The 20,481-nt window shown below is 34.2% G+C and carries 21 protein-coding genes; 15 read left to right on the top strand and 6 right to left on the bottom strand.

Annotation, left to right across the window (positions count from 1 at the left end):
- The first annotated feature begins 194 nt into the window (after nucleotides 1-194).
- The 3 genes from ATN92_RS11440 to ATN92_RS11430 are packed head-to-tail and all read left to right on the top strand — an operon-like array spanning nucleotide 195 to nucleotide 1,875.
- Nucleotides 195-647 (top strand): MarR family winged helix-turn-helix transcriptional regulator, encoded by a 453-nt coding sequence (locus ATN92_RS11440; RefSeq protein ID WP_056950353.1) that lies wholly within the window; start codon nucleotides 195-197, stop codon nucleotides 645-647.
- Nucleotides 644-1,165: a GNAT family N-acetyltransferase gene (locus tag ATN92_RS11435; RefSeq protein ID WP_321197805.1), complete on the top strand. Its 522-nt coding sequence runs from the start codon at nucleotides 644-646 to the stop codon at nucleotides 1,163-1,165. The genes ATN92_RS11440 and ATN92_RS11435 overlap by 4 nt, the downstream gene beginning before the upstream one ends.
- Complete coding sequence (locus ATN92_RS11430; protein WP_056950348.1) at nucleotides 1,162-1,875, top strand: B3/B4 domain-containing protein; 714 nt, start codon at nucleotides 1,162-1,164, stop codon at nucleotides 1,873-1,875. The genes ATN92_RS11435 and ATN92_RS11430 overlap by 4 nt, the downstream gene beginning before the upstream one ends.
- Nucleotides 1,876-1,952: 77 nt before the next feature.
- Here ATN92_RS11430 and ATN92_RS11425 read toward each other — a convergent pair whose 3' ends face one another.
- Nucleotides 1,953-3,116 (bottom strand): MFS transporter, encoded by a 1,164-nt coding sequence (locus tag ATN92_RS11425; protein ID WP_056950363.1) that lies wholly within the window; start codon nucleotides 3,114-3,116, stop codon nucleotides 1,953-1,955.
- A gap of 139 nt (nucleotides 3,117-3,255) precedes the next feature.
- Nucleotides 3,256-4,029 carry an NUDIX hydrolase gene (locus ATN92_RS11420; protein WP_056950345.1) on the bottom strand — a complete coding sequence of 258 codons (774 nt, stop codon included), beginning with the start codon at nucleotides 4,027-4,029 and terminating at the stop codon, nucleotides 3,256-3,258.
- Between the two features lie 233 nt (nucleotides 4,030-4,262).
- On the opposite strand from ATN92_RS11420, the gene ATN92_RS11415 reads away from it, so the two are divergent.
- Both ATN92_RS11415 and ATN92_RS11410 read left to right on the top strand, forming a co-directional pair.
- A complete protein-coding gene (locus ATN92_RS11415; RefSeq protein ID WP_056950342.1) occupies nucleotides 4,263-4,850 on the top strand; it encodes a WxL domain-containing protein in 588 nt (195 codons plus the stop codon).
- Nucleotides 4,851-4,917: 67 nt separating this feature from the next.
- Nucleotides 4,918-5,976, top strand: a complete 1,059-nt coding sequence (locus ATN92_RS11410) for a WxLIP family cell surface protein (RefSeq protein ID WP_056950339.1) — start codon at nucleotides 4,918-4,920, stop codon at nucleotides 5,974-5,976.
- Nucleotides 5,977-6,056: 80 nt separating this feature from the next.
- Here the strand turns inward: ATN92_RS11410 and ATN92_RS11405 are convergent, their stop codons facing one another.
- Nucleotides 6,057-6,368 (bottom strand): DMT family transporter, encoded by a 312-nt coding sequence (locus tag ATN92_RS11405; protein WP_056950336.1) that lies wholly within the window; start codon nucleotides 6,366-6,368, stop codon nucleotides 6,057-6,059.
- Nucleotides 6,369-6,537: 169 nt separating this feature from the next.
- Between ATN92_RS11405 and ATN92_RS11400 the strand changes: the two genes are divergently transcribed.
- From ATN92_RS11400 to ATN92_RS11380, 5 genes are all read left to right on the top strand, one after another.
- Complete coding sequence (locus ATN92_RS11400; protein ID WP_056950333.1) at nucleotides 6,538-7,728, top strand: NADH-dependent flavin oxidoreductase; 1,191 nt, start codon at nucleotides 6,538-6,540, stop codon at nucleotides 7,726-7,728.
- A gap of 141 nt (nucleotides 7,729-7,869) precedes the next feature.
- Nucleotides 7,870-8,568: a hypothetical protein gene (locus ATN92_RS11395; RefSeq protein WP_056950330.1), complete on the top strand. Its 699-nt coding sequence runs from the start codon at nucleotides 7,870-7,872 to the stop codon at nucleotides 8,566-8,568.
- Between the two features lie 258 nt (nucleotides 8,569-8,826).
- Nucleotides 8,827-9,714 carry an ABC transporter ATP-binding protein gene (locus ATN92_RS11390; RefSeq protein ID WP_056950326.1) on the top strand — a complete coding sequence of 296 codons (888 nt, stop codon included), beginning with the start codon at nucleotides 8,827-8,829 and terminating at the stop codon, nucleotides 9,712-9,714.
- On the top strand, nucleotides 9,704-10,435 hold the full coding sequence (locus tag ATN92_RS11385) for an ABC-2 family transporter permease (protein WP_056950324.1): 732 nt from the start codon (nucleotides 9,704-9,706) through the stop codon (nucleotides 10,433-10,435). The genes ATN92_RS11390 and ATN92_RS11385 overlap by 11 nt, the downstream gene beginning before the upstream one ends.
- Before the next feature lie 15 nt (nucleotides 10,436-10,450).
- Nucleotides 10,451-11,218 (top strand): ABC transporter permease, encoded by a 768-nt coding sequence (locus ATN92_RS11380; protein WP_056950321.1) that lies wholly within the window; start codon nucleotides 10,451-10,453, stop codon nucleotides 11,216-11,218.
- Between the two features lie 81 nt (nucleotides 11,219-11,299).
- Here the strand turns inward: ATN92_RS11380 and ATN92_RS11375 are convergent, their stop codons facing one another.
- Nucleotides 11,300-12,343, bottom strand: a complete 1,044-nt coding sequence (locus ATN92_RS11375; protein ID WP_056950318.1) for a zinc-binding dehydrogenase — start codon at nucleotides 12,341-12,343, stop codon at nucleotides 11,300-11,302.
- 70 nt (nucleotides 12,344-12,413) lie between these two features.
- On the bottom strand, nucleotides 12,414-13,217 hold the full coding sequence (locus tag ATN92_RS11370; RefSeq protein WP_056950316.1) for a fumarylacetoacetate hydrolase family protein: 804 nt from the start codon (nucleotides 13,215-13,217) through the stop codon (nucleotides 12,414-12,416).
- A gap of 152 nt (nucleotides 13,218-13,369) precedes the next feature.
- On the opposite strand from ATN92_RS11370, the gene ATN92_RS11365 reads away from it, so the two are divergent.
- The 3 genes from ATN92_RS11365 to ATN92_RS11355 are packed head-to-tail and all read left to right on the top strand — an operon-like array spanning nucleotide 13,370 to nucleotide 15,365.
- On the top strand, nucleotides 13,370-14,077 hold the full coding sequence (locus ATN92_RS11365; RefSeq protein WP_056950313.1) for an AzlC family ABC transporter permease: 708 nt from the start codon (nucleotides 13,370-13,372) through the stop codon (nucleotides 14,075-14,077).
- Nucleotides 14,064-14,390, top strand: a complete 327-nt coding sequence (locus ATN92_RS11360; protein WP_056950310.1) for an AzlD domain-containing protein — start codon at nucleotides 14,064-14,066, stop codon at nucleotides 14,388-14,390. Before ATN92_RS11365 ends, ATN92_RS11360 begins: the two co-directional genes overlap by 14 nt.
- A gap of 24 nt (nucleotides 14,391-14,414) precedes the next feature.
- Nucleotides 14,415-15,365, top strand: coding sequence for a zinc-binding dehydrogenase (locus tag ATN92_RS11355; protein ID WP_056950307.1), 951 nt, complete (start codon nucleotides 14,415-14,417; stop codon nucleotides 15,363-15,365).
- A 146-nt stretch (nucleotides 15,366-15,511) separates the two neighbouring features.
- Here ATN92_RS11355 and ATN92_RS11350 read toward each other — a convergent pair whose 3' ends face one another.
- Entirely contained in the window at nucleotides 15,512-16,231 is a 720-nt protein-coding gene (locus ATN92_RS11350; protein WP_056950304.1) for a GntR family transcriptional regulator, read from the bottom strand.
- Between the two features lie 189 nt (nucleotides 16,232-16,420).
- Between ATN92_RS11350 and ATN92_RS11345 the strand changes: the two genes are divergently transcribed.
- Together ATN92_RS11345 and ATN92_RS11340 are read left to right on the top strand one after the other, a co-directional pair.
- Nucleotides 16,421-17,824: a PTS sugar transporter subunit IIC gene (locus ATN92_RS11345; protein WP_056950301.1), complete on the top strand. Its 1,404-nt coding sequence runs from the start codon at nucleotides 16,421-16,423 to the stop codon at nucleotides 17,822-17,824.
- Nucleotides 17,825-17,850: 26 nt separating this feature from the next.
- Nucleotides 17,851-20,463 (top strand): glycoside hydrolase family 38 N-terminal domain-containing protein, encoded by a 2,613-nt coding sequence (locus tag ATN92_RS11340; RefSeq protein ID WP_056950299.1) that lies wholly within the window; start codon nucleotides 17,851-17,853, stop codon nucleotides 20,461-20,463.
- Nucleotides 20,464-20,481 lie beyond the last annotated feature (18 nt).

The following is a 20,481-nucleotide window of genomic DNA, read 5'->3' as shown; positions in this document are numbered from 1 at the left end:
ATCTTAACATGAGAACAGTGATGTTCTTTTTTTATTTTCTAGAGATTAAAAAACTGGTATTGATTATTCATCAATACCAGAAAGTATAGAACTAAAAAATGGCAACGAGGGGTTGCCATTTTTTATATTTATCTTTTTGTTGCAAGTGCAACAAAAAGATTGTACAATACTTTTATTGAAAGCGAGGTAAGTTGGTGGTAGAAATTTTGCGCTCAATTGGTGTAATTGCACGTTCCCTAGATTCAATCAGCAATATTGAATTTAAAGAGTATGATTTGACTAAGGGACAATACTTATATTTAGTAAGAATTTATGAAAATCCTGGTATTATTCAGGAAAAATTAGCCGGAATGATCAAGGTAGATAAGACAACAGCCGCTAGAGCTATTAAAAAGTTAGAAAAAAACGATTTTGTTGTCAGGAAGCAATCGGCTGATAATAAAAAAGAAAAAAAATTATACGTAACCGATAAAGGTAAAAAAATATATCCAATCATTTATCGAGAAGATATCTACTCAAATCAAATGGCCTTAAAGGGTTTGGATGCTGCCGAACAAAAGCAAATTCTAAAGTTGTTGAAGAAAGTTGAAGATAATGTAGCAGCCGATTGGGAATATGTTAAGAAGGGTAATAAGAGAGAATATTGAAAATTAGACGGTGCAATGTAAACGACTTAGAAGTTCTTCAGGATTTAAGCAGAGAGACTTACACGGCCACTTTCGGTCAGGACAATACAGAAGAGAATTTGAATGCTTATTTGGAAAAAGCTTATAATACTAAACAGCTTACTTCTGAATTAACGAATCAAGATTCAAGATTTTACTTCATTTACCAAGACGAACAATTAGCAGGTTATCTGAAACTTAATATTTTAACAGCTCAATCGGAAGAAATGCCAGATAATTATATGGAAGTTGAGCGGGTTTACTTTAAAACAGCTTATCAACATTTAGGATTAGGTACTAAAATGTTTGAGTTTGCTGAAGAGCAGGCCGAAAAATTATCTAAAGATAATATTTGGTTAGGTGTTTGGGAGTTCAATTACCCAGCTCAAAAATTTTATCAAAAGATGGGCTTTGAAAGATTTAGTGAACATAAATTTGTAATGGGAGATTCAGTACAAACTGATTTCTTAATGAAAAAGAATTTGAGGGTAGAAAAATGACAAAAGTAGTTATTGATCAAAAATTTTGGGATTTATTTCCAGATGCACAAATTAGTACTTTGGCAATTCATCAAATAAATAATCACGTTGATGAGAAAGATGATCCATATTTTGCTAAATTGTTGAGTGATGGTGCTGAAGAATCAAAGAAATTTATCAATGATGAGGTTTTCCGTGAGAGTGAAGTAGTAGATCAATGGCGTCAAGCCTTTCGCGAATTCAAGACTAAAAAGGGTGCACGTTGTTCAATTGAGGCCTTGTTGAAACGGGTAAGCCAAGGAAGAACTTTTTCACCAATTAATCCGTTAGTTGATATTTATAATAGTGTTTCTTTGAAATATGCGGTACCTTGTGGTGGTGAAAATCTAAACGCTATGGCAGGTGACTTACATCTTGGAGAAGCTCAAGGTGGAGAAGGTTTTAAGCCATTAGGTGCTGATGAAGATGCTCCAGCTTTACCAGGCGAAATTATTTATTATGATAATGACGGTGCCATTTGTCGTTGCTTAAATTGGCGTGAGGCTCAAAGAACAATGTTAACTGAAGAAACAACGGATTCAGTTTTGGTTATCGAGTCCATTAATCAAGAGCAGGCTCAAAGAGCTAATGAAGCAATTAAAGAATTAAAGCAATTGATTGAAGATTATTTCCATGTGGATGGAAAAATAGAGATTTTGACAAAAGACAATTCAGAAACAGATGAATTGTAATTCAAATTTCTTTAGTAATATCAAAACAAGTTTAAATTAAAAAATTCACCCCATAAATTGGAGTGAATTTTTTTAGTTTAATTTTCTATTTGAATATTTTTTTGATCATTGTCGACCATTCCGAAGACTAATATAAGAATACCGATAATTAATGAACCGACGAAGTAGAAAAAGATGGTTGAAATACTTAAATTAATACTTAATGAGAAACCAATTAGGTAAGGTCCGATAGTAGCACCGATACGTCCAATTGATTGAGTGAATCCAATACCGACACCACGAATATTCATAGGATATTGAGTTGGTGTTAAAGCAATCAGAATTCCCCAAGCACCTAAGGTGAAAAAGGAAAGTAGACAACTGCTAAAGACGACCATAAAGACATTTTGTGCAGTTCCAAATAGGAAAGCTCCAATGATGGTTCCAACCAAATAGATTCCTAAAACCCTTTTACGACTCAATTTGCCCATTAGATAGGCTGCTAAAAAGTAACCAGGTAATTGAGCAAAACTCATTATTAATGTATAGCCGAAACTGTGAACGACTGAGAATCCTCGTTTGATCAATACGCTTGGCAACCAAAGAAACATACCGTAGTAGGTAAACATAATGATAAACCACAGTATACTTAAACAAATAGTAGCACGGCGATACTTTTTAGACCAGATTTCATTTAGTGCAATTCGCAGGTTTAAGCGTTTATTTTTAACATTAGTTTGCTCTGGTAAATGACGACGAATTACCAAGGTGTATAGAGCCATAATGGATGTAGCGATAACTGTGAATCTCCAGCCGTATAGTGGCATGAAAAGGAAAGCTAGAAGAGAAGCCAAAATCCAACCAATCGCCCAAAAACTATCAACTAGAATTAACATTTTTGAACGTCTATGACCGGAGAAGGAATCGGCAATGATAGTTGTGGCAACGGGCAATTCTCCACCCAGACCAATACCAGTAATGAAGCGAACAAGCATGAATTGTTCAACATTGGTCGTTAAGGCTAAGACCAAATTGCTAACAGAAAAAATTAAGAGCGTGATAATGATAATGTTCTTCTTACCGAATTTGTCAGCTAAGTAGCCAAATAATATAGCACCGAACATCATACCGACAGTAGTAATAGAACTGACTAATCCAATTTGATTGTCATTCAAAAACCATTCTTTTTTGATCAATGGCATGATAAAAGATAATAATGCTACATCGGCCGCATCAAAAAGCCAAGCAGTTCCGATGACCATTAAAAGTTTAAGTCCACCTTTTTCAGTTGTTTGTGTGTCCAAAACAGGAAATACCTCCTAAATTTATAAAAACAAATAAATAATATTATTAAAGGTAAAAGTTACCTTTAATAATGTAAAACAAAGACTATCATTAGTCTTATTTAGGGTCAAGCGTTTCACGCAACTTGTATAATTTTGCAGGGCGTCCACTCTTACCGTGTTCAGTTCCAATTTCAACAAAAAGATGTGTATGGGTTTTACGAAAGTTAGAATTATCAATAGATTGATAGGATTGCTTCCAAAATATTGAATAGACCTCACGTGCTTCTTTGAGAGTGAAATCGTCACCTAAAATCAAAAGAATCGTGGGTAAATAATCCAAACGATTTGTAACTCTTTGGAAGGCATTGCGTAAAATTAAAGCATGATCGGCACTCAAATGCTTGTCATCATTGTATTTTTCCAAATGTTCGTAGAAGTCTTTATCCGATATTTTTTCACTTAAAGTTTTGAAAGTTAGATTATGATGTTTCAACAAAAAACAATTTTGATCATAATTAACATTGAACCATGCAACTTCTTTGGCACCATAACCAGCTGTTAGTTCTGGCATGTAAGGTAAGTAAGTCATGTAACTTAAGGCAATTTCACGGTCCTGTGGTGTACGGTTAACATTACTGAAAGTGGCTAATTGTTCAGTATAAAAATCAGGTAATTGAATACCGATTTTTTCGTTGATTAATCTTAAAGAGGCTTCCTCGGCATCTTCATTAGCACGTAACATTGTTGTAGGTAGACCCCATTTGTCAACATTAGGTCCGAGTGAATTTTTAACTAGAAGAATCAATACTTTATTATTAGTGGTATCAAAACTCCAGATGATGTTAACGACACTGATCTTTAATCGGTCGTTGGTTGCTGTATCTGTCATACTATTGGCTCCATTCTAGATATGCCCTCATTATAATTTACTTGTTGTACAGTTCCAACGTTTTGACGAGCTTATTCTTGTTTATTTATCTTAAAAAATATATAACGTATGCAGAGATTGAAAGAGATCTCTATGTGATGGATACTTCTCCAATCCAGCAGAGTCCGATTGATCCATCACATTAAGGCTCTGCTTCATAGCGACTAACAGTCGTTTATGAGGGGGAAAATATTATGAAAAAACTCGTAAGAAATAGCATGCTAGTAGGGGCAGCTGTTTTAGGAATTGGTTCGTTGGGTGCAGTTGCTCAAGCAGCAACGACAGCAACACCAGTTACAAGTACGGCTACGGCCGATATTACGCCTGGAACGATTACCTTAAGTTCGGCCCCTAGTTTTCAATTTGGTACAGTAGCAGCTTCAGCAAATGATGCTTCATATACATCAACTTCCACATCAGGAATCTTGGATATTGCTGATGCCGGTACCGGTACTGGATATACTGTAACTGTTGCAGCATCACCATTCACGGCAACAGGCGGCGCAGCCTTAAAGAATGCACAACTATCATTAGATAATAAAGAAACAGATCCTATTAAAGCAGATGATGTTGATAATGTATCAACACCTCCAACACTTGTCGCAAATCTTTCACTATCAAGTTCTCCAGTAACTGTTCTTAGTGCTGCAGCTGGTAGTGGTGTAGGTGCTTACTCTGGAACATATGGAGCTACTGATGCTTCACTTAAGGTCCCAGCTGGTAATATTGGCGGATCCTACAGTTCAACATTAACATGGACATTGGCTAATGCACCTGCTTAAATATAAAAATTGAGGGCTTGTAACTTAATTGTTGCATGCTCTCTTTTTTTCTTCGGGAGATGATATTTTGAAGAAGCGTATTTGGATTTTCATGTTGTTTTTAATTAGTGTCATAACTTTTGGTTGTTTGAGTACTCAAGATGTTTCGGCCGCTACCTCAGAAGCTCAACCGGCAGTGACTTATAATATTGTGCCAGAACTTTCAAATAATCAGATCGACAAAAAAGTCGGCTACTTTGATTTGAAAGTGACGCCAAATGAAAAACTACAAGCTAAATTTAAAATTAATAATAACGATACTAAAACGCATACTTATACTGTAATGGTGAACCGGGCTTCGACTGATACCAATGGGGTAATAGTCTATAACGAACATAATGTTAAAGCTGATTCATCTTTAAAATATGATATTGAAAAACTAGTCACATATCCTAAGAGTGTTATGGTTGATGCAAAATCTTCTAAAGAAGTAATTGTTGATATTAATGCCCCTAAAGGAAATTTTGATGGCGTTTTGTTAGGTGGTATTTTTATCGAACAGAATAATCAAGTCAGCAAGAGTAACACTAAAGGTGTAACGCTAAAGAATAAGTATAATTATGTTTTGGGCCTACAATTGAGACAAAGTACTGACACGGTTGAGCCAAATTTGAAGTTGGTCAAAGCGTATGAAGATACTCAAAATGGTCAAATTTCAGTCAACGCACTATTAGATAATGATGTGCCAAGATTGGAAGAAAAGGTTGATATTAAGGCAAAGGTAACATCGGAGAATAATAGTAAGGATGTTCTCTTGCAATCAGAAAAATCAAATATGTCAATTGCTCCAAATAGTTACTTTGCTTATCCTATCAATGTTAATACCGTTATCGGTACTAACAAGAATAAGAGATTGAACCCAGGTACTTATATGATGTATTTGGATGTGAAGGCTAATGATGGTCAAAATACTTGGAAACTTCAACGTAAATTTACCGTCACTGGTAAACAAAGTCGTGAGATCAATAAGAAGACACCAGTTAAGAATAGTCATGCTAAATCCAATATGGTTATTATCGAAACAGTTGCTGCAATTGTAGTAGTTGCTGGATTAGGTGTTTGGTATTATAGAAAACACAGAAAGTAAAATATCTCAAAAATAAAGGACCTAATAACCCAGAGACGAGTTATTAGATCCTTTATTTATTGTTTATTAATGTATTCTGACTAGAATACATTAATTAAAACTGTGCCTGAGACAACTAAGAATAATCCTGCAATTGAGTAAATTGATAGTGTTTCATGATAGAAGACAATACCAGCGATAGTAACGAGAATTAAGCCAACGCTACCCCATGTAGCGTATGTAAGGCTAAGTGGTAGTCTTTTAAGGACGTGGGAAAGAACAAATAGACATATAAAGTATGACGTTAAAGTTCCCACTGTAGGTAAGAGGTTGGTAAAACCATCTGTTTTCTTCAAAAGTGAAGTTCCCAAAACTTCAAAACCGATGGAGACCAACAATAGTAAGTAGTTCATAAGCATTTCCTCATTCGAAATTTCTTTCAATATCATACACGAATTTAAACAAAAAAACACCAATTATTTTTAAAAATAGAAAAAGTTTTTTTAGTGGATTCCAATATAAATGAAAAGGTTTACAAATGTCGATATTGTGATAATCTGAACTAGAAAGCGAGGGATTGTAATGGCAGATTATAAATTTTTGAAACCATACACGTTTGAGAAGAAGGGGGTTACAGTAAAGAATCGTATTGTTATTCCACCAATGACCGAGGAAATGAGTTTTTCAAATGGTGAAGTAACATCAGATGAATTACGTTATTATCATATGCACAGCGGTGGTGCAGGGATGTTTGTGACTGCCGTTGCCAACGTAAATGCATTGGGTAAAGGTTTTGAAGGTGAGCTTAGTGCCGAGGATGATAAGTTCATACCTAGTTTAAAAAAATTGGCTTCAGCGATGCATGTAGATGGTACCAAAGCTATTTTACAAATTTTTAGTGCCGGCCGTATGTCTTCGACTGCTATTTTACGAGGACAACAACCAGTCAGCGCAAGTGCTGTCAAAGCAACCAGAAATAATTCAGAAGTACCACGTGAGTTGACGGAAGAGGAAATTGAACAAACGATTAATGATTTTGGTCAGGCTACAAGACGTGCAATTGAAGCAGGCTTTGATGGTGTTGAAATTCATGGTGCTAATACATATTTGATTCAACAATTTTTCTCACCACATTCAAATCGTCGGACTGACAAATGGGGTGGTTCAGTTGAAAAGAGAATGACTTTCCCATTGGCAGTAGTTGATGAAGTAGAAAGTATTATTGAAAAGTATGCTGACAGACCATTTTTGATGGGGTATCGTATTTCTCCAGAAGAGATTGAAGATCCAGGTATTAGATTCGAAGATACTTTGAAACTAGTCGATGCTTTGAAAGAAAAGCCGCTCGATTATCTTCATGTTTCAATGGGAGATGTTTGGAGAAAATCACTTAATGATAAATCCGTTACTACGCCATTGAACCTAACTATTAAAAAACATATTGGTGACTTACCGTTAATTGGTGTTGGCGATATTCAAACACCCGCTGATGCTGAGAAAGTTGTTGATGAAGGATTAGATTTTGCAGCTATTGGTCGTGAAAGTTTACGTGAACCACATTGGGTTCAAAAAATTATTGCCGGCGATGAAGATGCTATTCGTTACACGATTGCTCCAGCGGATCATGAAGAACTAGGTCTTTATGGAACATTCTGGGAATTCTTGATTACAGCCTTCCATTCAGGTTTGCAATTGAGCAGTGAACCACATACAAAAGAGAATCGTAAAGAGTTTAGTGGCATTTTGGACCACATCTTTGGTGGCGGAGAATAATGTTTAGAGCTGTCTGAGAGGACGGCTCTTTTTTTATAAAAAATTCTAATAAAAAGTTATATCAAACAGCTAATTGACAGTAATGGAGACCTATATTAATTTTGTTAGTAAATATTTAATTGTTATAGGGGATTGCTAAATTTGTTTGAGAAAGATTGGAAATTATTTAAACTGCAATTAAAAATGGTTATGCAGGAAAAGATTGTTTTCTTTTATACTTTAATAGTGCCGATAATTATAGCTTTTTTGAACAATAATCTTAATTTTCGGGGAAATGAAGTTTTATATGTTTATTGGGCGTATATTGTTGTAACAACGGTCTTGAATGGATTTTTAATGAATCTAATTCGAGTTCGAGAAAGCGGCTTTTTTAGACGGCCGTCAAATTTGATTGATTCTAATTTTTCAATTTTGTTTACGGCATTTTTTGTCCAATTGTTTGTTATTCAAATACAGATTTTTATTTTTAATTTGGTGATCGATTGTTTTATCACACCAGTGTCACCATATACGTTCTTATATGGATTCTTGGTTTCATTTTTAACAACAATCATTAGTATTTCGATGATGTCCTTACTACTACTATTTAAATGTAAGCAAAGAACCTTCTATATGATTATAAATTTGTTTCTATTCGGTGGTTTATTACTATTAAATGTACGTCCAGAAGGGGTATGGAATTATATTCTGACGGTGATCAATCCTTTCCAATTCATCTATGCACTCTATTCAGTACCATGCATCGTTAATTCTTTCAGTTTGATTTTAGGAGTATTTACCATTTGTTATATGTTAATGGGAATTATTGTTTTAAGTCGTTTAACTAAAAAAGATGATTAATAAAAGGGCACCTTCCATTAAAGTGGGAGGTGTTTTTTTTGCAATTTTAATAATCGTTATAACGATGAAGATTGTTTTGAATTAAAAATCAGAAGCAACGGTTAAAAGATTGCTGAATCACTAATGATTGGTGATTGCGAACATTTAAGTTGCGCAAATATCTATTTACTTTTGACTAATTCTTTAAATTAGTTGCTTGTTGCTTAGATTGATTAGTACAGAATTAAAGTTAACAAGGATACGAATGGGGGAATAAAAATGTTGTCGATAAAGAATGTAACTACGTTCATTGAGGGTAAGAAAATCATTCATGATGTTTCTTTAAATATAAGTCCAGGGGAAATTGTCGGCCTGATTGGACCTAATGGTGCAGGAAAAACGACTTTCATGAAGACTATATTGGGATTGACTAAATTTACAGGAGATATATCGATTGATGAGAAAAATGTTACTGAAGATAATCATCAGGCTTTAAGAAAAGTAGGGGCATTAATAGAACATCCGGCAATATATCCATTTTTAACGGGGCGGCAAAATTTATTATTGTACTCAGAAAGCAATAATGACTTGGAAGAAATCGTTAGCACTTTGAAGATGGAAAATTTTATTGATAAAAAATCTAAAGACTATTCATTGGGAATGAAGCAAAAATTAGGAATAGGGATAGCATTATTAAATGATCCCGAACTTGTGATATTGGATGAACCTATGAATGGATTAGATATTGAATCGACTATTATGATTCGTGATGTTATTAGAAAGTATGCTGAACAGGGATGTATGTTCCTAATTTCCAGTCACATACTGGGCGAATTGCAAAAAGTTATGACACAAGTGGTGCTTTTACGATCGGGAAAAGTGATTTTAAACAGATCAATGGCTTCGCTTAATCAAGATAGTAGCAAAAAGTATTTTGTTCAGGTAGATAAAGAAAATTTGATAGAAGACTTACTTAATCACAATAATATTTGCAATCAACGAGTTGGAGATTATTTAGAAATAGACTCTCAGAATGTGAATTTAATGGAGAATTTAGTTTTTCAAAATGGATTGTACTTAACTAGATTAGAACCTGAAAAGTTAAATCTAGAGGAAAAAATAGTGAAAATATTAACTGACAAAGAAGGTTCAGATAATGAGGAATAATCTATGTCAGGAAATGAAAAAGTTTTGGTATCAGAAGAAGCCCCTTTGGGGAGTCTTAATATTATTTATTTTGATGTATTATTCATTGATTACGGGGCATCACAATGAAAGGGATGTAATCCAATTATTTGGAGCTGGTCAATGGACGCTGATAATTTTAGTTACAATCTCATCGGCCTTTATGTCTATGGAATATCGTGACAATACTATTGTTACTATGCTTTATAAGAGCTCAAATCGATTCAATATTTATTTTTCGAAAATTATTGTTCTGGTGCTATATAGCGTATTACTTAGTTTTTGCGGAGCAATGTTCACTATTTTAGAAGTCGCATTTAGTCAACAATTATTGACCGTTAATGTTTTAAGGACACTATTATTTAATGTATTTGGGACATTCCTGTATTCAATTTTTATCGTTACATTATCGTTATTGTTAATTTCTTTAGTTAAAATTGATGCCATTGTTATAGTCGCAGGGTTAATGCTCGGTTTTCTAGGTGCTACATTTTCCAACATTCTCATGTCCTTGTTTCACAATTGGAGTGAGCTAATAAGATGGAATCCGTTGAATATGATTTATATTGTTAATCAATTGTCTGATTCCAAATACTTTAAATATACTTCGTTGACCAATGTGGAATTGGTGTTGGGTACAGTTAGTTACGCAATGATCTTTCTAATAATTGGTTATTGGGCCTTTAAAAAGCGTCGAGTCTGAAGGGAGTAGTGGAAAATGATAAGTGATTTAAATAAGGAAGTTTATAAATTAATTCATCAGAAAATAACTTGGATTGCGCCACTAATTGTGCTTGTTTTGATGATCATTATGGGTATTTCAATGAATGGTTCTGAACAAAAGCTGTTGATCATGGCGAGTTATGATTCAGGTGAATGGATTTTATTTGCATTAGTTGTTGTATCATCTACGATATTTACTTTGGAATTTCAAAATAATACTATTTTGACAATGTTGTATAAATCTGACAACAAACTACAAGTGTATGGTTCAAAGTTAATGATTGTTTTTATTTATAATGTTATTTTGCATATTTTAGCGGTTATTTTTACTGTGTTATTACAACTTACACCGCTAAATGTGCATCTTTCTTGGTTGATGATCAATCAGTATCATCAGACATTATTATCAAACTTATTAATAACTACTTTAGTCGATATTGTTTCATCCACTTTGATAATTAGTATAATATTTTTTACTTCATGTATTGTGAATGTAAATTCAATAGTAATTACTTTGAATTTAGCAATTGTCTTCTTGGGACAAAGTGCGTCTTCTAGTCTTATGATGGCAAATTTAAAATATATTGATGTGGTTAAATGGAATCCACTAAATATGATTAACTTAACAAAGCAGTATTATAACTACGGTTCATATCATTTTGTCAGCCATTTAAGTAATTCGCAACTATTAGTTGGAAATATTCTTTATTCATTGTTATTTTTTGTTTTAGGTTACGCAATTTTTAGAAAGAAAAAATTTTAGAGATTAGTTTCTATATTTCATACATAACAAAAAGGCATTACATAGACGTAATTCTATGCAATGCCTTTATTTAATTACCAATTAATCACTAACGACGACATATGATTTGATAACTTTTCTATCAGTCATTTCTTGATAAGCGTCATTGATCTGATCAAGATTGAAACTCTTGGTGAAGACTAGTCCAGGATTGATTTCACCATCTAGAACAGCCTTTAATAGACGACTCTTGTCATAAGTAGTAACGGATGCAGGACCACCGGCAATGATAATATTTTTACCAAATGATGGAGCAATGTCTATTTTTCCAGTATGTGGTAAGCCGACACGACCAACAACAGAACCGGGACGTCCAACTTTCAAAGCCGTTTCAGTAGATAATTCAGTACCGACACATTCTAGGACGGCATCTGCACCAAAGCCATTAGTTAAGGCTAAAATCTTTTTAACACCTTCATCGCCACGTTCAGCGACATTATCAGTTGCTCCAAACTTTGCAGCCAAAGCTTGGCGATCGGGATGACGACTAGTTGAAATTATTCTCTTAGCACCAAGTAATTTAGCAGAGATAACTCCACAAAGTCCAACAGCACCGTCACCCATAACAACTACCGTGTCACCATGTTTGATGTTGGCAACAGTTGCGGCATGGAAACCAGTAGCCATAACATCGGCCAAAGTCAAAAGTGATTTAAGCATGCTCTCACTGTAATCACTAGGTTTTCCAGGAATCTTGACTAAAGCCCATTGTCCATGTTGAAATCTGATGTATTCAGCTTGATTACCATTACTGAAGTTATCAGTATGGGATTGACAATCACCATCAAAACCAGCTAAGCAAGCGGGACAGTGACCACATCCATGTGTGAATGGAGCAATTACGAAATCGCCTGCTTTGACAGTTGTAATATCGGCACCGACATCTTGAACAATACCGATTGCTTCATGTCCAGAGTTTTCAGAATTTTCAGATTTGTCCTCTAAACCACGATAAGACCATAGGTCTGAACCGCAGACACAAGCACGAATTACTTTGATAATAACGTCATCTGGTGCTTGAACTTTTGGTATTTCAACATCTTCGACCTTCATTTGGCCGACTTTTTCAAAGATTGCTTTTTTCATAAAAATCCTCCCTTAATTTGCTAATTTAATTATAGCGTTTCCAAAAAATATTTTAGTGTTAATTGAAACTTTATTCTAAATTAATCGTTAGTTGTCCTAGTTGTTCGATTTTACTAATTAACTGATCTCCCGGTTTGAGAAATTCTTGAGGATTTCGTCCTGTACCGACACCACCAGGAGTACCAGTAAAGATAAGATCTCCCGGATATAGTTCGGTAATAGAAGATAAGTAGCTGACCAGTTTTTCCGGTCCAAAAATTAAGTTACCTAATTTGCTGTGTTGTTTTTCGACGCCATTTAATTCAGTGGTTATGGTTAGATCTTCTAAATTTGTGATTTCATCTGGAGTAGTTAGCCAAGGTCCAATGGGTGAGAAATTCTCATAAGATTTAGCTAGAGAAAACTGTGGATTATCGTTGGCAAATTGTAATTGACGGTCAGATAAATCTTGTCCAACCATGTAACCGGCAATGTGTTCATTGGCGATACTTTGTTCAATATTGCGACCACCTTTACCAATAACGATAACTAATTCAGTTTCCCAATCTGTTTTAGAACTAGGAATTGTGACAGTGGGATTGGGTCCAGTTAAAGAACTGATGAATTTAGTAAAGATATTAGGAACCTGAGGTTCTTTAGTATGTAACTCGTTTAAGTGATCTCGATAGTTAAAACCAACTGCAAAAATTTGTTTAGGATTAGTTATAGGTAAAGAAAAAGCGTTCATTTCTGGTAGAGTCCGTTCACGACTTAAAAATAATTTCTTGTTTAGATTGGGTAAAATAGACTGCACATTTTCGATACCATTGATAAGTTGTAAACGTTGATTGTCATTGATAACGGCAGCTCGACCGTGATACATTCCTAATTTCATAATTATGCCTCTTTTGTATAAGCTTTTATTCCATTTTAATGCATAAAAAAGTTCTTATGTATGTTATTAACATACATAGAGTTTTTAGTCTAATTGACATGTAAGTAAATTAAAATTATTATAATGTCTTATACATAAAAAGGGGGATTATTATGGATGACAGTTTAAGTGTCGAGAGTGGTATAAAGGATACATTGCCAACTGTTTTTGGTTATATTGGAATTGGCATTTCCTTTGGTATTGTAGCGGCATCTGCGGGGATGAGTGTATTAATGGCAACCTTGATGTCAGTAATCGTATACGCAGGGTCAGCACAATTTATTTTGGTTAGTTTACTGGCAATTGGCACACCAATTGTTTCAATTGTTTTGTCAGTTTTTTTGGTCAATTCACGAATGATCTTGATGAGCATGACTACGGCCAATTTTTTTAAAAAGAATTCGATATTTGAAAATATTATTATAGGTAGTTTGATTACAGATGAAAGTTTTGCTTTGAGTATGAACAAGCTTAATTATACCGATGGCAAACTATCTTTTAAGTGGTTCAACACGGTTAATTTATTAGCCTATTTAGTTTGGGCAGCATCGACGATGGTTGGAGCTATGTTGGGTAAAGTCATCAGTAATCCAGAAAAATTAGGCTTGGATTTTGCCTTAGTAGCGATGTTTATTGGTTTATTGTATCTACAATTAATTAGTGACAAGTCAATTTCTTTAAAGGTACAGTTGATCGTTGTAGCTATCATGTTACCATTGGTATATTTTGGCTTGATTTTTATTTCCAGTGATTTGTTAATTCTAGTTGTAACCTTAATTGGCTGTGCGTTAGGAGTGATTTTGAAACATGCCATCAACTAAATTTGTTTTATGGACATTAATTGCTTGTGGTTTGACGACTTGGCTGTCCAGAGTTCTACCATTTGTTTTATTGAAAAAATTTAATCTACCTGCAAAAGTAGTCGAATTCCTTGGTTTTGTACCAATCACCATTATGGCTGCCCTATGGTTTGAGAATCTTTTTCATCAAAACCTTGGTCATTTGCCACAGATTGATTACGCTAATTTAATAGCCTCAATACCAACGGTTCTAACAGCTGTTCTAACTAAAAAATTATTATTGATTGTAGTTGTAGGCATTATTTCCCTAGCATTAGTTCGATTAGCCATATAATAATGTTAATGGGAGGGAAAGTTAATGAAAGCTATTGTTGTTAGAAAAGCCGGTGGGCCAGAAGTTTTGAATTATGAGGATGTCCCAACTCCTCAAGTAAAACCAGGTTGGTCACTAGTTCAGGTTAAAGGCTTTGGTATCAATCATTCTGAAATTTTTACGCGTCAAGGATTGTCACCAAGTGTCAAATTTCCACGTATCTTAGGTATTGAATGTGTTGGTGTCGTAACTGATAGTACTTCGGATGAATTGAAAGTCGGACAAAAAGTCATTTCCATTATGGGTGAAATGGGACGTGACTTCGATGGTTCATATGCTGAGTATGTGTTACTACCAAACGAACAGATCTATCCAGTTCAGACTGATTTGAAATGGTCTGATTTGGCTGCTGTTCCAGAAACTTTTTATACCGCGTTTGGTTCGTTGAAACATCTTCAAATAAAGTCAGATGATTCAGTTTTAATTCGTTCTGGTGCCAGCGGTGTTGGTATTTCAGCTTTACGATTACTTAAATCTAAATACCCAACTATGAAAATTGCTGGCTCAGTTAGAAGTCTTAAGAAACAAGACGTTCTTCTGAAAGCTGGTTATGATTCAGTGATTGAGGATAAGAATGGGCGTTTACAAACCGATAAAAAATTTAATAAAGTCTTAGAATTGGTTGGACCTGCTACATTGAAAGATACATTTAATCATGTTTTGCCATATGGAATCGTCTGTAACACTGGTGAATTAGGTGGTCAGTGGTATATGGATGGATTTGATCCGATTGTTGATATTCATGAAGGCGCTCTGTTGACATCATTATCATCAGGTGAAGTTAATAGTCAAAAACTCAATGAGATGTTGGATTATATAAAACAATATCAAGTTGAAGTTGCACCAACTAAAATTTATAAATTGAATCAAGTTAAAGATGCTCATGAGTATTTGGAAAGCGGGCATAACTTCGGTAAAGTTGTTATTGTTAATTAATTATAATGAGATTGGATATGTTTATGTCTGATCTCTTTTTAACTTTTAAAAATATCTGTAAAATAAAAAAGTGTTCATATCGATCTGTATTGAGATTCTTTCCCAATGATTGATCAATATAAGCACTTTTTTTGTAAAAATTTTGATTACCAAAATTCGTTTCTATGTACATCAATTACAAATTTTGAGTGATTTTCATCAAATCTAGATTTGGAATATTCAAAAGCTTCACCTTTCTGATCATATGCAATTTGTTCAATAACCAGTAGAGAAGCACCTTCGTCAACATTTAAAGCTTGAGCGCTTTCCTTACTTGCGGATTCGGCATAAACAACTCTTCTGGCATCTGTCATGAAGATTTTCATCTTGCCACCGAGGTAACCATAAATAGTTCCCTTTAAAATGGATTCGTCTAGTGGAGCGATTCTTGTGGGCATAATTGTGTGTTCATAACTGTAGATTTTATCATCACGTAGACGAACACGTTTAATTTCATAAACAGGTTCGTTAGCTTTTATCTTTAGATTTTTTTGTTCAACTTCATTGGGCAATCTTGCACCAAAAAATAATATTTTGCTCGTTATCTTTTGATCTCGATGAGAGTAGGTTGCTCCAATAGGAAGGTCTAAAGGAAGTAATTCAGGTGAATTTTCATCTAATTGCGGACGTACATATGTACCACTGCCTTGCTGAGTGTGTATTAGGCCTTCGTCTATTAGTAGGTCTAATGATTTTCTCAACGTTATACGACTAATATTGTACTTTTTTGCAAGTTCGTCTTGAGTAGGCATTAATGTTCCCGCACGATAATGATTTCGTAAAATATCTCTTTTTATATCAGAATAAACTTCTTTATATCTATACAAATTTCTTCACCTCAATTGCCTTTATTATAGTCAATTATATCACTCACTGATAATTTGTATACAAATTATCGAAACATAGTTAAAATTCATCTATACAAATTTATTAAAAAGTCTTTACATAAAAATAAATCAAGATATAATTGGTGTTGTAGAAAGCGCTTCCAAATAAATCAAGGGGTTGAATATATAATGAAGTTTGATGTTAAAAAAGTTCAAGAGCCTATATTAAAAGCTTCAGTATGGGTTCAAGGTAATAGCATTCTTCAAGCTATCAAGAATGCCTTCATCATGACTATTCCGTTCACAATTGTCGGTTCTTTTTCAAATGTTATTAAAATGCAACTTGATCAATTAATTAAAAATCAACATATTCATAGTGAAATTTTAACCAATATAAGCAATTTATTTGGTTACTTAAATGCAGCAACATTAGGTATTATCGGAATTATTGTTGTTTTATGTTCTTCATATTCCTATGCGAGAGAGCTAAAGAAAAAGTATAAAGAAGTTAATGTATTTCTTGCCGTTATTTTAGCTTTGGCTGCATACTTCGTAATGGTTCCAAATAATGTTAACTTTGCGGATCCTAAGGCAAAAGTTATTCAAGGATTCTCTACTAATTTCTTTGATTACCAAGGAATGTTTACAGCCCTGGTCGTTGGTATGATTGCAGTTTGGATTTACGCTCGTTTTGGTAAAACTAAGTTCAAGATCAAAATGCCTGATAGCGTACCACAGAATATCTTTGATTCATTCGCATCTCTTGTACCTATCACCGGTGCATTAATGATTTTTGGTATCATCCGTATTATCATTCAAAGTTTAGGTTACACTTCAATCATTGAGATTATTACGGTTGTTTTAGTTAAACCTTTATTATCTGTTGGTACTGGTTTACCCGCAATTATCGTAGTAATTTTGATGGAACAAATTTTATGGTTCCTAGGATTACATGGATTTAACATCGTTTGGGGTGTTGTTTCAGCATTCTGGTTACCAATTTATCTACAAAATTGTGCACAATATGCAAGAACTCAGAGCTTCGCAGGTATTGGAATCGCTCCTAATACAATGACAAATGTTTATGCCATGATTGGTGGTTCTGGTGCTACATTTGGTTTGTTGATTGCTATGCTTATCTTTACTCACAAAGGTGAAAAGGAACGTGAAGTTGCAAAATTGGGATTCATCCCTGGATGTTTTGGAATTAATGAACCTATCATTTTTGGTTTACCAATTGTTTTAAATCCTATTATGTTCTTACCATGGATTTTTGTACCACTTATCAATGCTGTTATTGGTTATGTCGTTACTAAGATTGGATGGGTTGTACCGCTGGTTGTTTTGAATTCCGGTAGTGAACCGATATTCTTTAGTACTTGGCTAACCGGTGCGTTCCACACAAGTCCGGTTGTATTAACACTTGTATTAGTTATTTTGGATACGTTCTTATACGCTCCATTCGTAATTTTGAATCAACGTAGTGAGCGTGCCGCTATTGCAAAACAAAACGAACAAGAAAATGATGAAGATAAAACGGTTTTCAAAAATGAAACTGAGGAAGAACCAAGTGATGGTCCTGAAACAGCTTAAATAATACTAAGAAAGAAGACTCAACAATGAAAAAAGTATTCGTTATTGCTCATACTCATTGGGACTTCGAATGGTATTTCACCAGACAAGATGCTCGAATCCAATTCATATATCACATGGATGAAGTACTTCGAGCCTTGAAAAATAATGTTATTGATTACTATCTATTAGATGGACAGATGTCTATTATCGATGACTATTTGGAAAGTGTACCAGAGAATGCTCCAGAATTAAGAAAGTTTATAAAAGCCGGTCGTCTATTTGTAGGTCCTTGGTACACTCAAGTCGATGAAATGGTTACGTCTGGAGAATCGATGGTCCGTAATTTACAGCAAGGAATTAAACTTTCATCTGAACTGGGTAGAAGTGTTCCTATTGGATATTTGCCCGATTCATTTGGTCAAAATCATGATATACCAAAAATTTATAATGGGTTTGGCATTAAGAATGCTGTTTTCTGGAGAGGAATGCCTAAAGAAAAATCGGTTAGATACTTCTATTGGACAAGTGATGATAATTCAAAGGTTCTAGTTGCCAATCTAAGAAATGGATATCCTGTTGGCGTTGATTTAATGGAATCTCCAAACTATTCTGACTTGTTACATAAGATTAGTACAGATACTAACGTCAATAATTTAGTACTTCCTGTAGGTGGCGATCAAAGACCTGTTGATTTTAATTTAAAGCAAAGAATAAAGGAAGCCAACGATTCACAAAATGAATTTAAATTGGTAGAAGGAACATACCCCGAATACTTTAAAGAACTTTCTAAGGAAAAGGAGTTACCTACTTATTCTGGTGAGTTTGTAGATCCTAGTACCTCTAAAATACATAGAGGAATTTATTCTTCCAGAGCCGATCTTAAGATGTTGTATGACAGATTAGAAAGGTTAATGACGTATGAGGTAGAACCATTAATGGCTATGGCACAATATCATGGTATTGAAACAAAGCCAGGAATAATTTCTCAAATTTGGAAGACCATTTTTAGAGGTCAGGCTCACGATTCCGCGGGGGGATGCAATAGTGATGAAACTAATCGTGACATTTATCATAGAGGAGAAGTCGCCTTACAACTAGGATTGTCATTGAAAGGCTATCTTCTTCGCAAATTGAGTAGCAATGTTACCGATAAGATGGATTTGTTCTTCTGGAATCCTACCGTTTCGCCTATTACAAAAGTTCATAGAACATATGTTATTACCCAAAATCCTGATTTCAAACTTGTTAACGAAAAAGGGGACAAAGTAGAATATCAAGTTATTAAGCAAGATAAGATTAATAGAGCAGTATTGCGTCATAATGAAAAAGAAATGGTACCAGATTATTATTACAAGACAACAATTGCTGTAGTGCTAACCATTCAGCCTACTGATTGGACTGGAATCTTAATAAAAGAGAATGTTGTTGATAAAAATATTGTACCTAAAAATTCTGATGTAATTGAAAACGAATATTATCTAATTTCAATGAATCATTCTGGTCTTACATTGACTGATAAGAATAGCGGAAAAATTTATCATGATTTTCTTACTGTTGAAGATGGTGGAGATGAAGGAGACACGTACGATTATTCACCTGCATATAAGGATTGGATTCTGTCATTGAATTTCAATGATTCTGAGACTAAGGGAATTAAAGGTGAGCTCTACAGTTCACTTTCCATTAAGGGAGATTGGTCATTACCAGCGGATTTAGAAGAAAGAAGTAAGAAACAAAAGAGTAAGAAGTTAAAATATAATTTACAACTTACTTTGGAGAAAAATAACCCAGTAATTGGTGTGGCATTAAATCTAGCCAATAATGTTTTAGATCATCGATTAAGAATGGTGATTAATACTGATATAAATGCTAAGAATAGCTATTCAGATACACCATTTGGAACAATTGAGCGTCCGGTGATTGATCCACATTTGAAAGATTGGAAGGATATTGGCTATCATGAAGAGCCAACCTCAATTAGACCATTTCTTCATTTTACTAACATACATAATTCTGAATCGAGTGTTTCATTTATTGGATTGGGAGAAAAGGATTTTCAAGTTATTGGTGATTCGTTCAGTAGCCTTGCTGTGACATTATTTAGAGGAGTCGGATTCTTAGGTAGACCTGATCTGTTAAGGAGACCGAGTGATGCATCTGGTCTGCAAACTAAATATGTTCCGACACCTGATAGTCAACTTCAAGGAGATATGACATTCAGAGGCGGAATCATTGTTGATAAGAAATTTGATCCTTCCAAACTACAAAGAGAACATAACTTATTAAGTGTTGATGATTTGTTCTACCAAAATCAGGATATAGACAAGTTTACGATGCGTGTTCAATATTTCAGAATTAATAAGAATATTGAAACGTTAAATCATAAATCATTGGTTAATGTAAAAGCTGATAATTTGGTAGAAAGTTCATTTACATCAACAACAGATGGGACAGGCCTAGTTGTAAGATTATATAATCCATTTAAAAACACGCTTAAAAATCCCGGTAGTATCTCATTGTATGACAATTGCAACATCAAAATTTTAGACCTCAATAATCAAGTGATTGAAAATGGCGTTGATAACGTCAAAGAATATGAATTATCATCATTTGGTCCAGGTGAAATAAGAACTTTTGGAATATATCCAATTGAATAAAAAAACTAAAACACTCTA

Source organism: Companilactobacillus bobalius (assembly GCF_009764355.1).
Note: the sequence above shows the minus strand (reverse complement) of the source record. Positions and strands in the feature narration are given on the sequence as shown.

What these genes read in the sequence shown, in the direction of transcription:
- ATN92_RS11370 (WP_056950316.1), bottom strand. Translation starts at nt 13,217, where the DNA reads ATGAAATTAGGAATGTATCACGGTCGAGCTGCCGTTATCAATGACAAT.
- ATN92_RS11425 (WP_056950363.1), bottom strand. Translation starts at nt 3,116, where the DNA reads ATGGTCATCGGAACTGCTTGGCTTTTTGATGCGGCCGATGTAGCATTA.
- ATN92_RS11365 (WP_056950313.1), top strand. Translation starts at nt 13,370, where the DNA reads ATGGATGACAGTTTAAGTGTCGAGAGTGGTATAAAGGATACATTGCCA.
- ATN92_RS11385 (WP_056950324.1), top strand. Translation starts at nt 9,704, where the DNA reads ATGAGGAATAATCTATGTCAGGAAATGAAAAAGTTTTGGTATCAGAAG.
- ATN92_RS11390 (WP_056950326.1), top strand. Translation starts at nt 8,827, where the DNA reads ATGTTGTCGATAAAGAATGTAACTACGTTCATTGAGGGTAAGAAAATC.
- ATN92_RS11400 (WP_056950333.1), top strand. Translation starts at nt 6,538, where the DNA reads ATGGCAGATTATAAATTTTTGAAACCATACACGTTTGAGAAGAAGGGG.
- ATN92_RS11420 (WP_056950345.1), bottom strand. Translation starts at nt 4,029, where the DNA reads ATGACAGATACAGCAACCAACGACCGATTAAAGATCAGTGTCGTTAAC.
- ATN92_RS11340 (WP_056950299.1), top strand. Translation starts at nt 17,851, where the DNA reads ATGAAAAAAGTATTCGTTATTGCTCATACTCATTGGGACTTCGAATGG.
- ATN92_RS11415 (WP_056950342.1), top strand. Translation starts at nt 4,263, where the DNA reads ATGAAAAAACTCGTAAGAAATAGCATGCTAGTAGGGGCAGCTGTTTTA.
- ATN92_RS11430 (WP_056950348.1), top strand. Translation starts at nt 1,162, where the DNA reads ATGACAAAAGTAGTTATTGATCAAAAATTTTGGGATTTATTTCCAGAT.
- ATN92_RS11375 (WP_056950318.1), bottom strand. Translation starts at nt 12,343, where the DNA reads ATGAAAAAAGCAATCTTTGAAAAAGTCGGCCAAATGAAGGTCGAAGAT.
- ATN92_RS11355 (WP_056950307.1), top strand. Translation starts at nt 14,415, where the DNA reads ATGAAAGCTATTGTTGTTAGAAAAGCCGGTGGGCCAGAAGTTTTGAAT.
- ATN92_RS11380 (WP_056950321.1), top strand. Translation starts at nt 10,451, where the DNA reads ATGATAAGTGATTTAAATAAGGAAGTTTATAAATTAATTCATCAGAAA.
- ATN92_RS11360 (WP_056950310.1), top strand. Translation starts at nt 14,064, where the DNA reads ATGCCATCAACTAAATTTGTTTTATGGACATTAATTGCTTGTGGTTTG.
- ATN92_RS11405 (WP_056950336.1), bottom strand. Translation starts at nt 6,368, where the DNA reads ATGAACTACTTACTATTGTTGGTCTCCATCGGTTTTGAAGTTTTGGGA.
- ATN92_RS11345 (WP_056950301.1), top strand. Translation starts at nt 16,421, where the DNA reads ATGAAGTTTGATGTTAAAAAAGTTCAAGAGCCTATATTAAAAGCTTCA.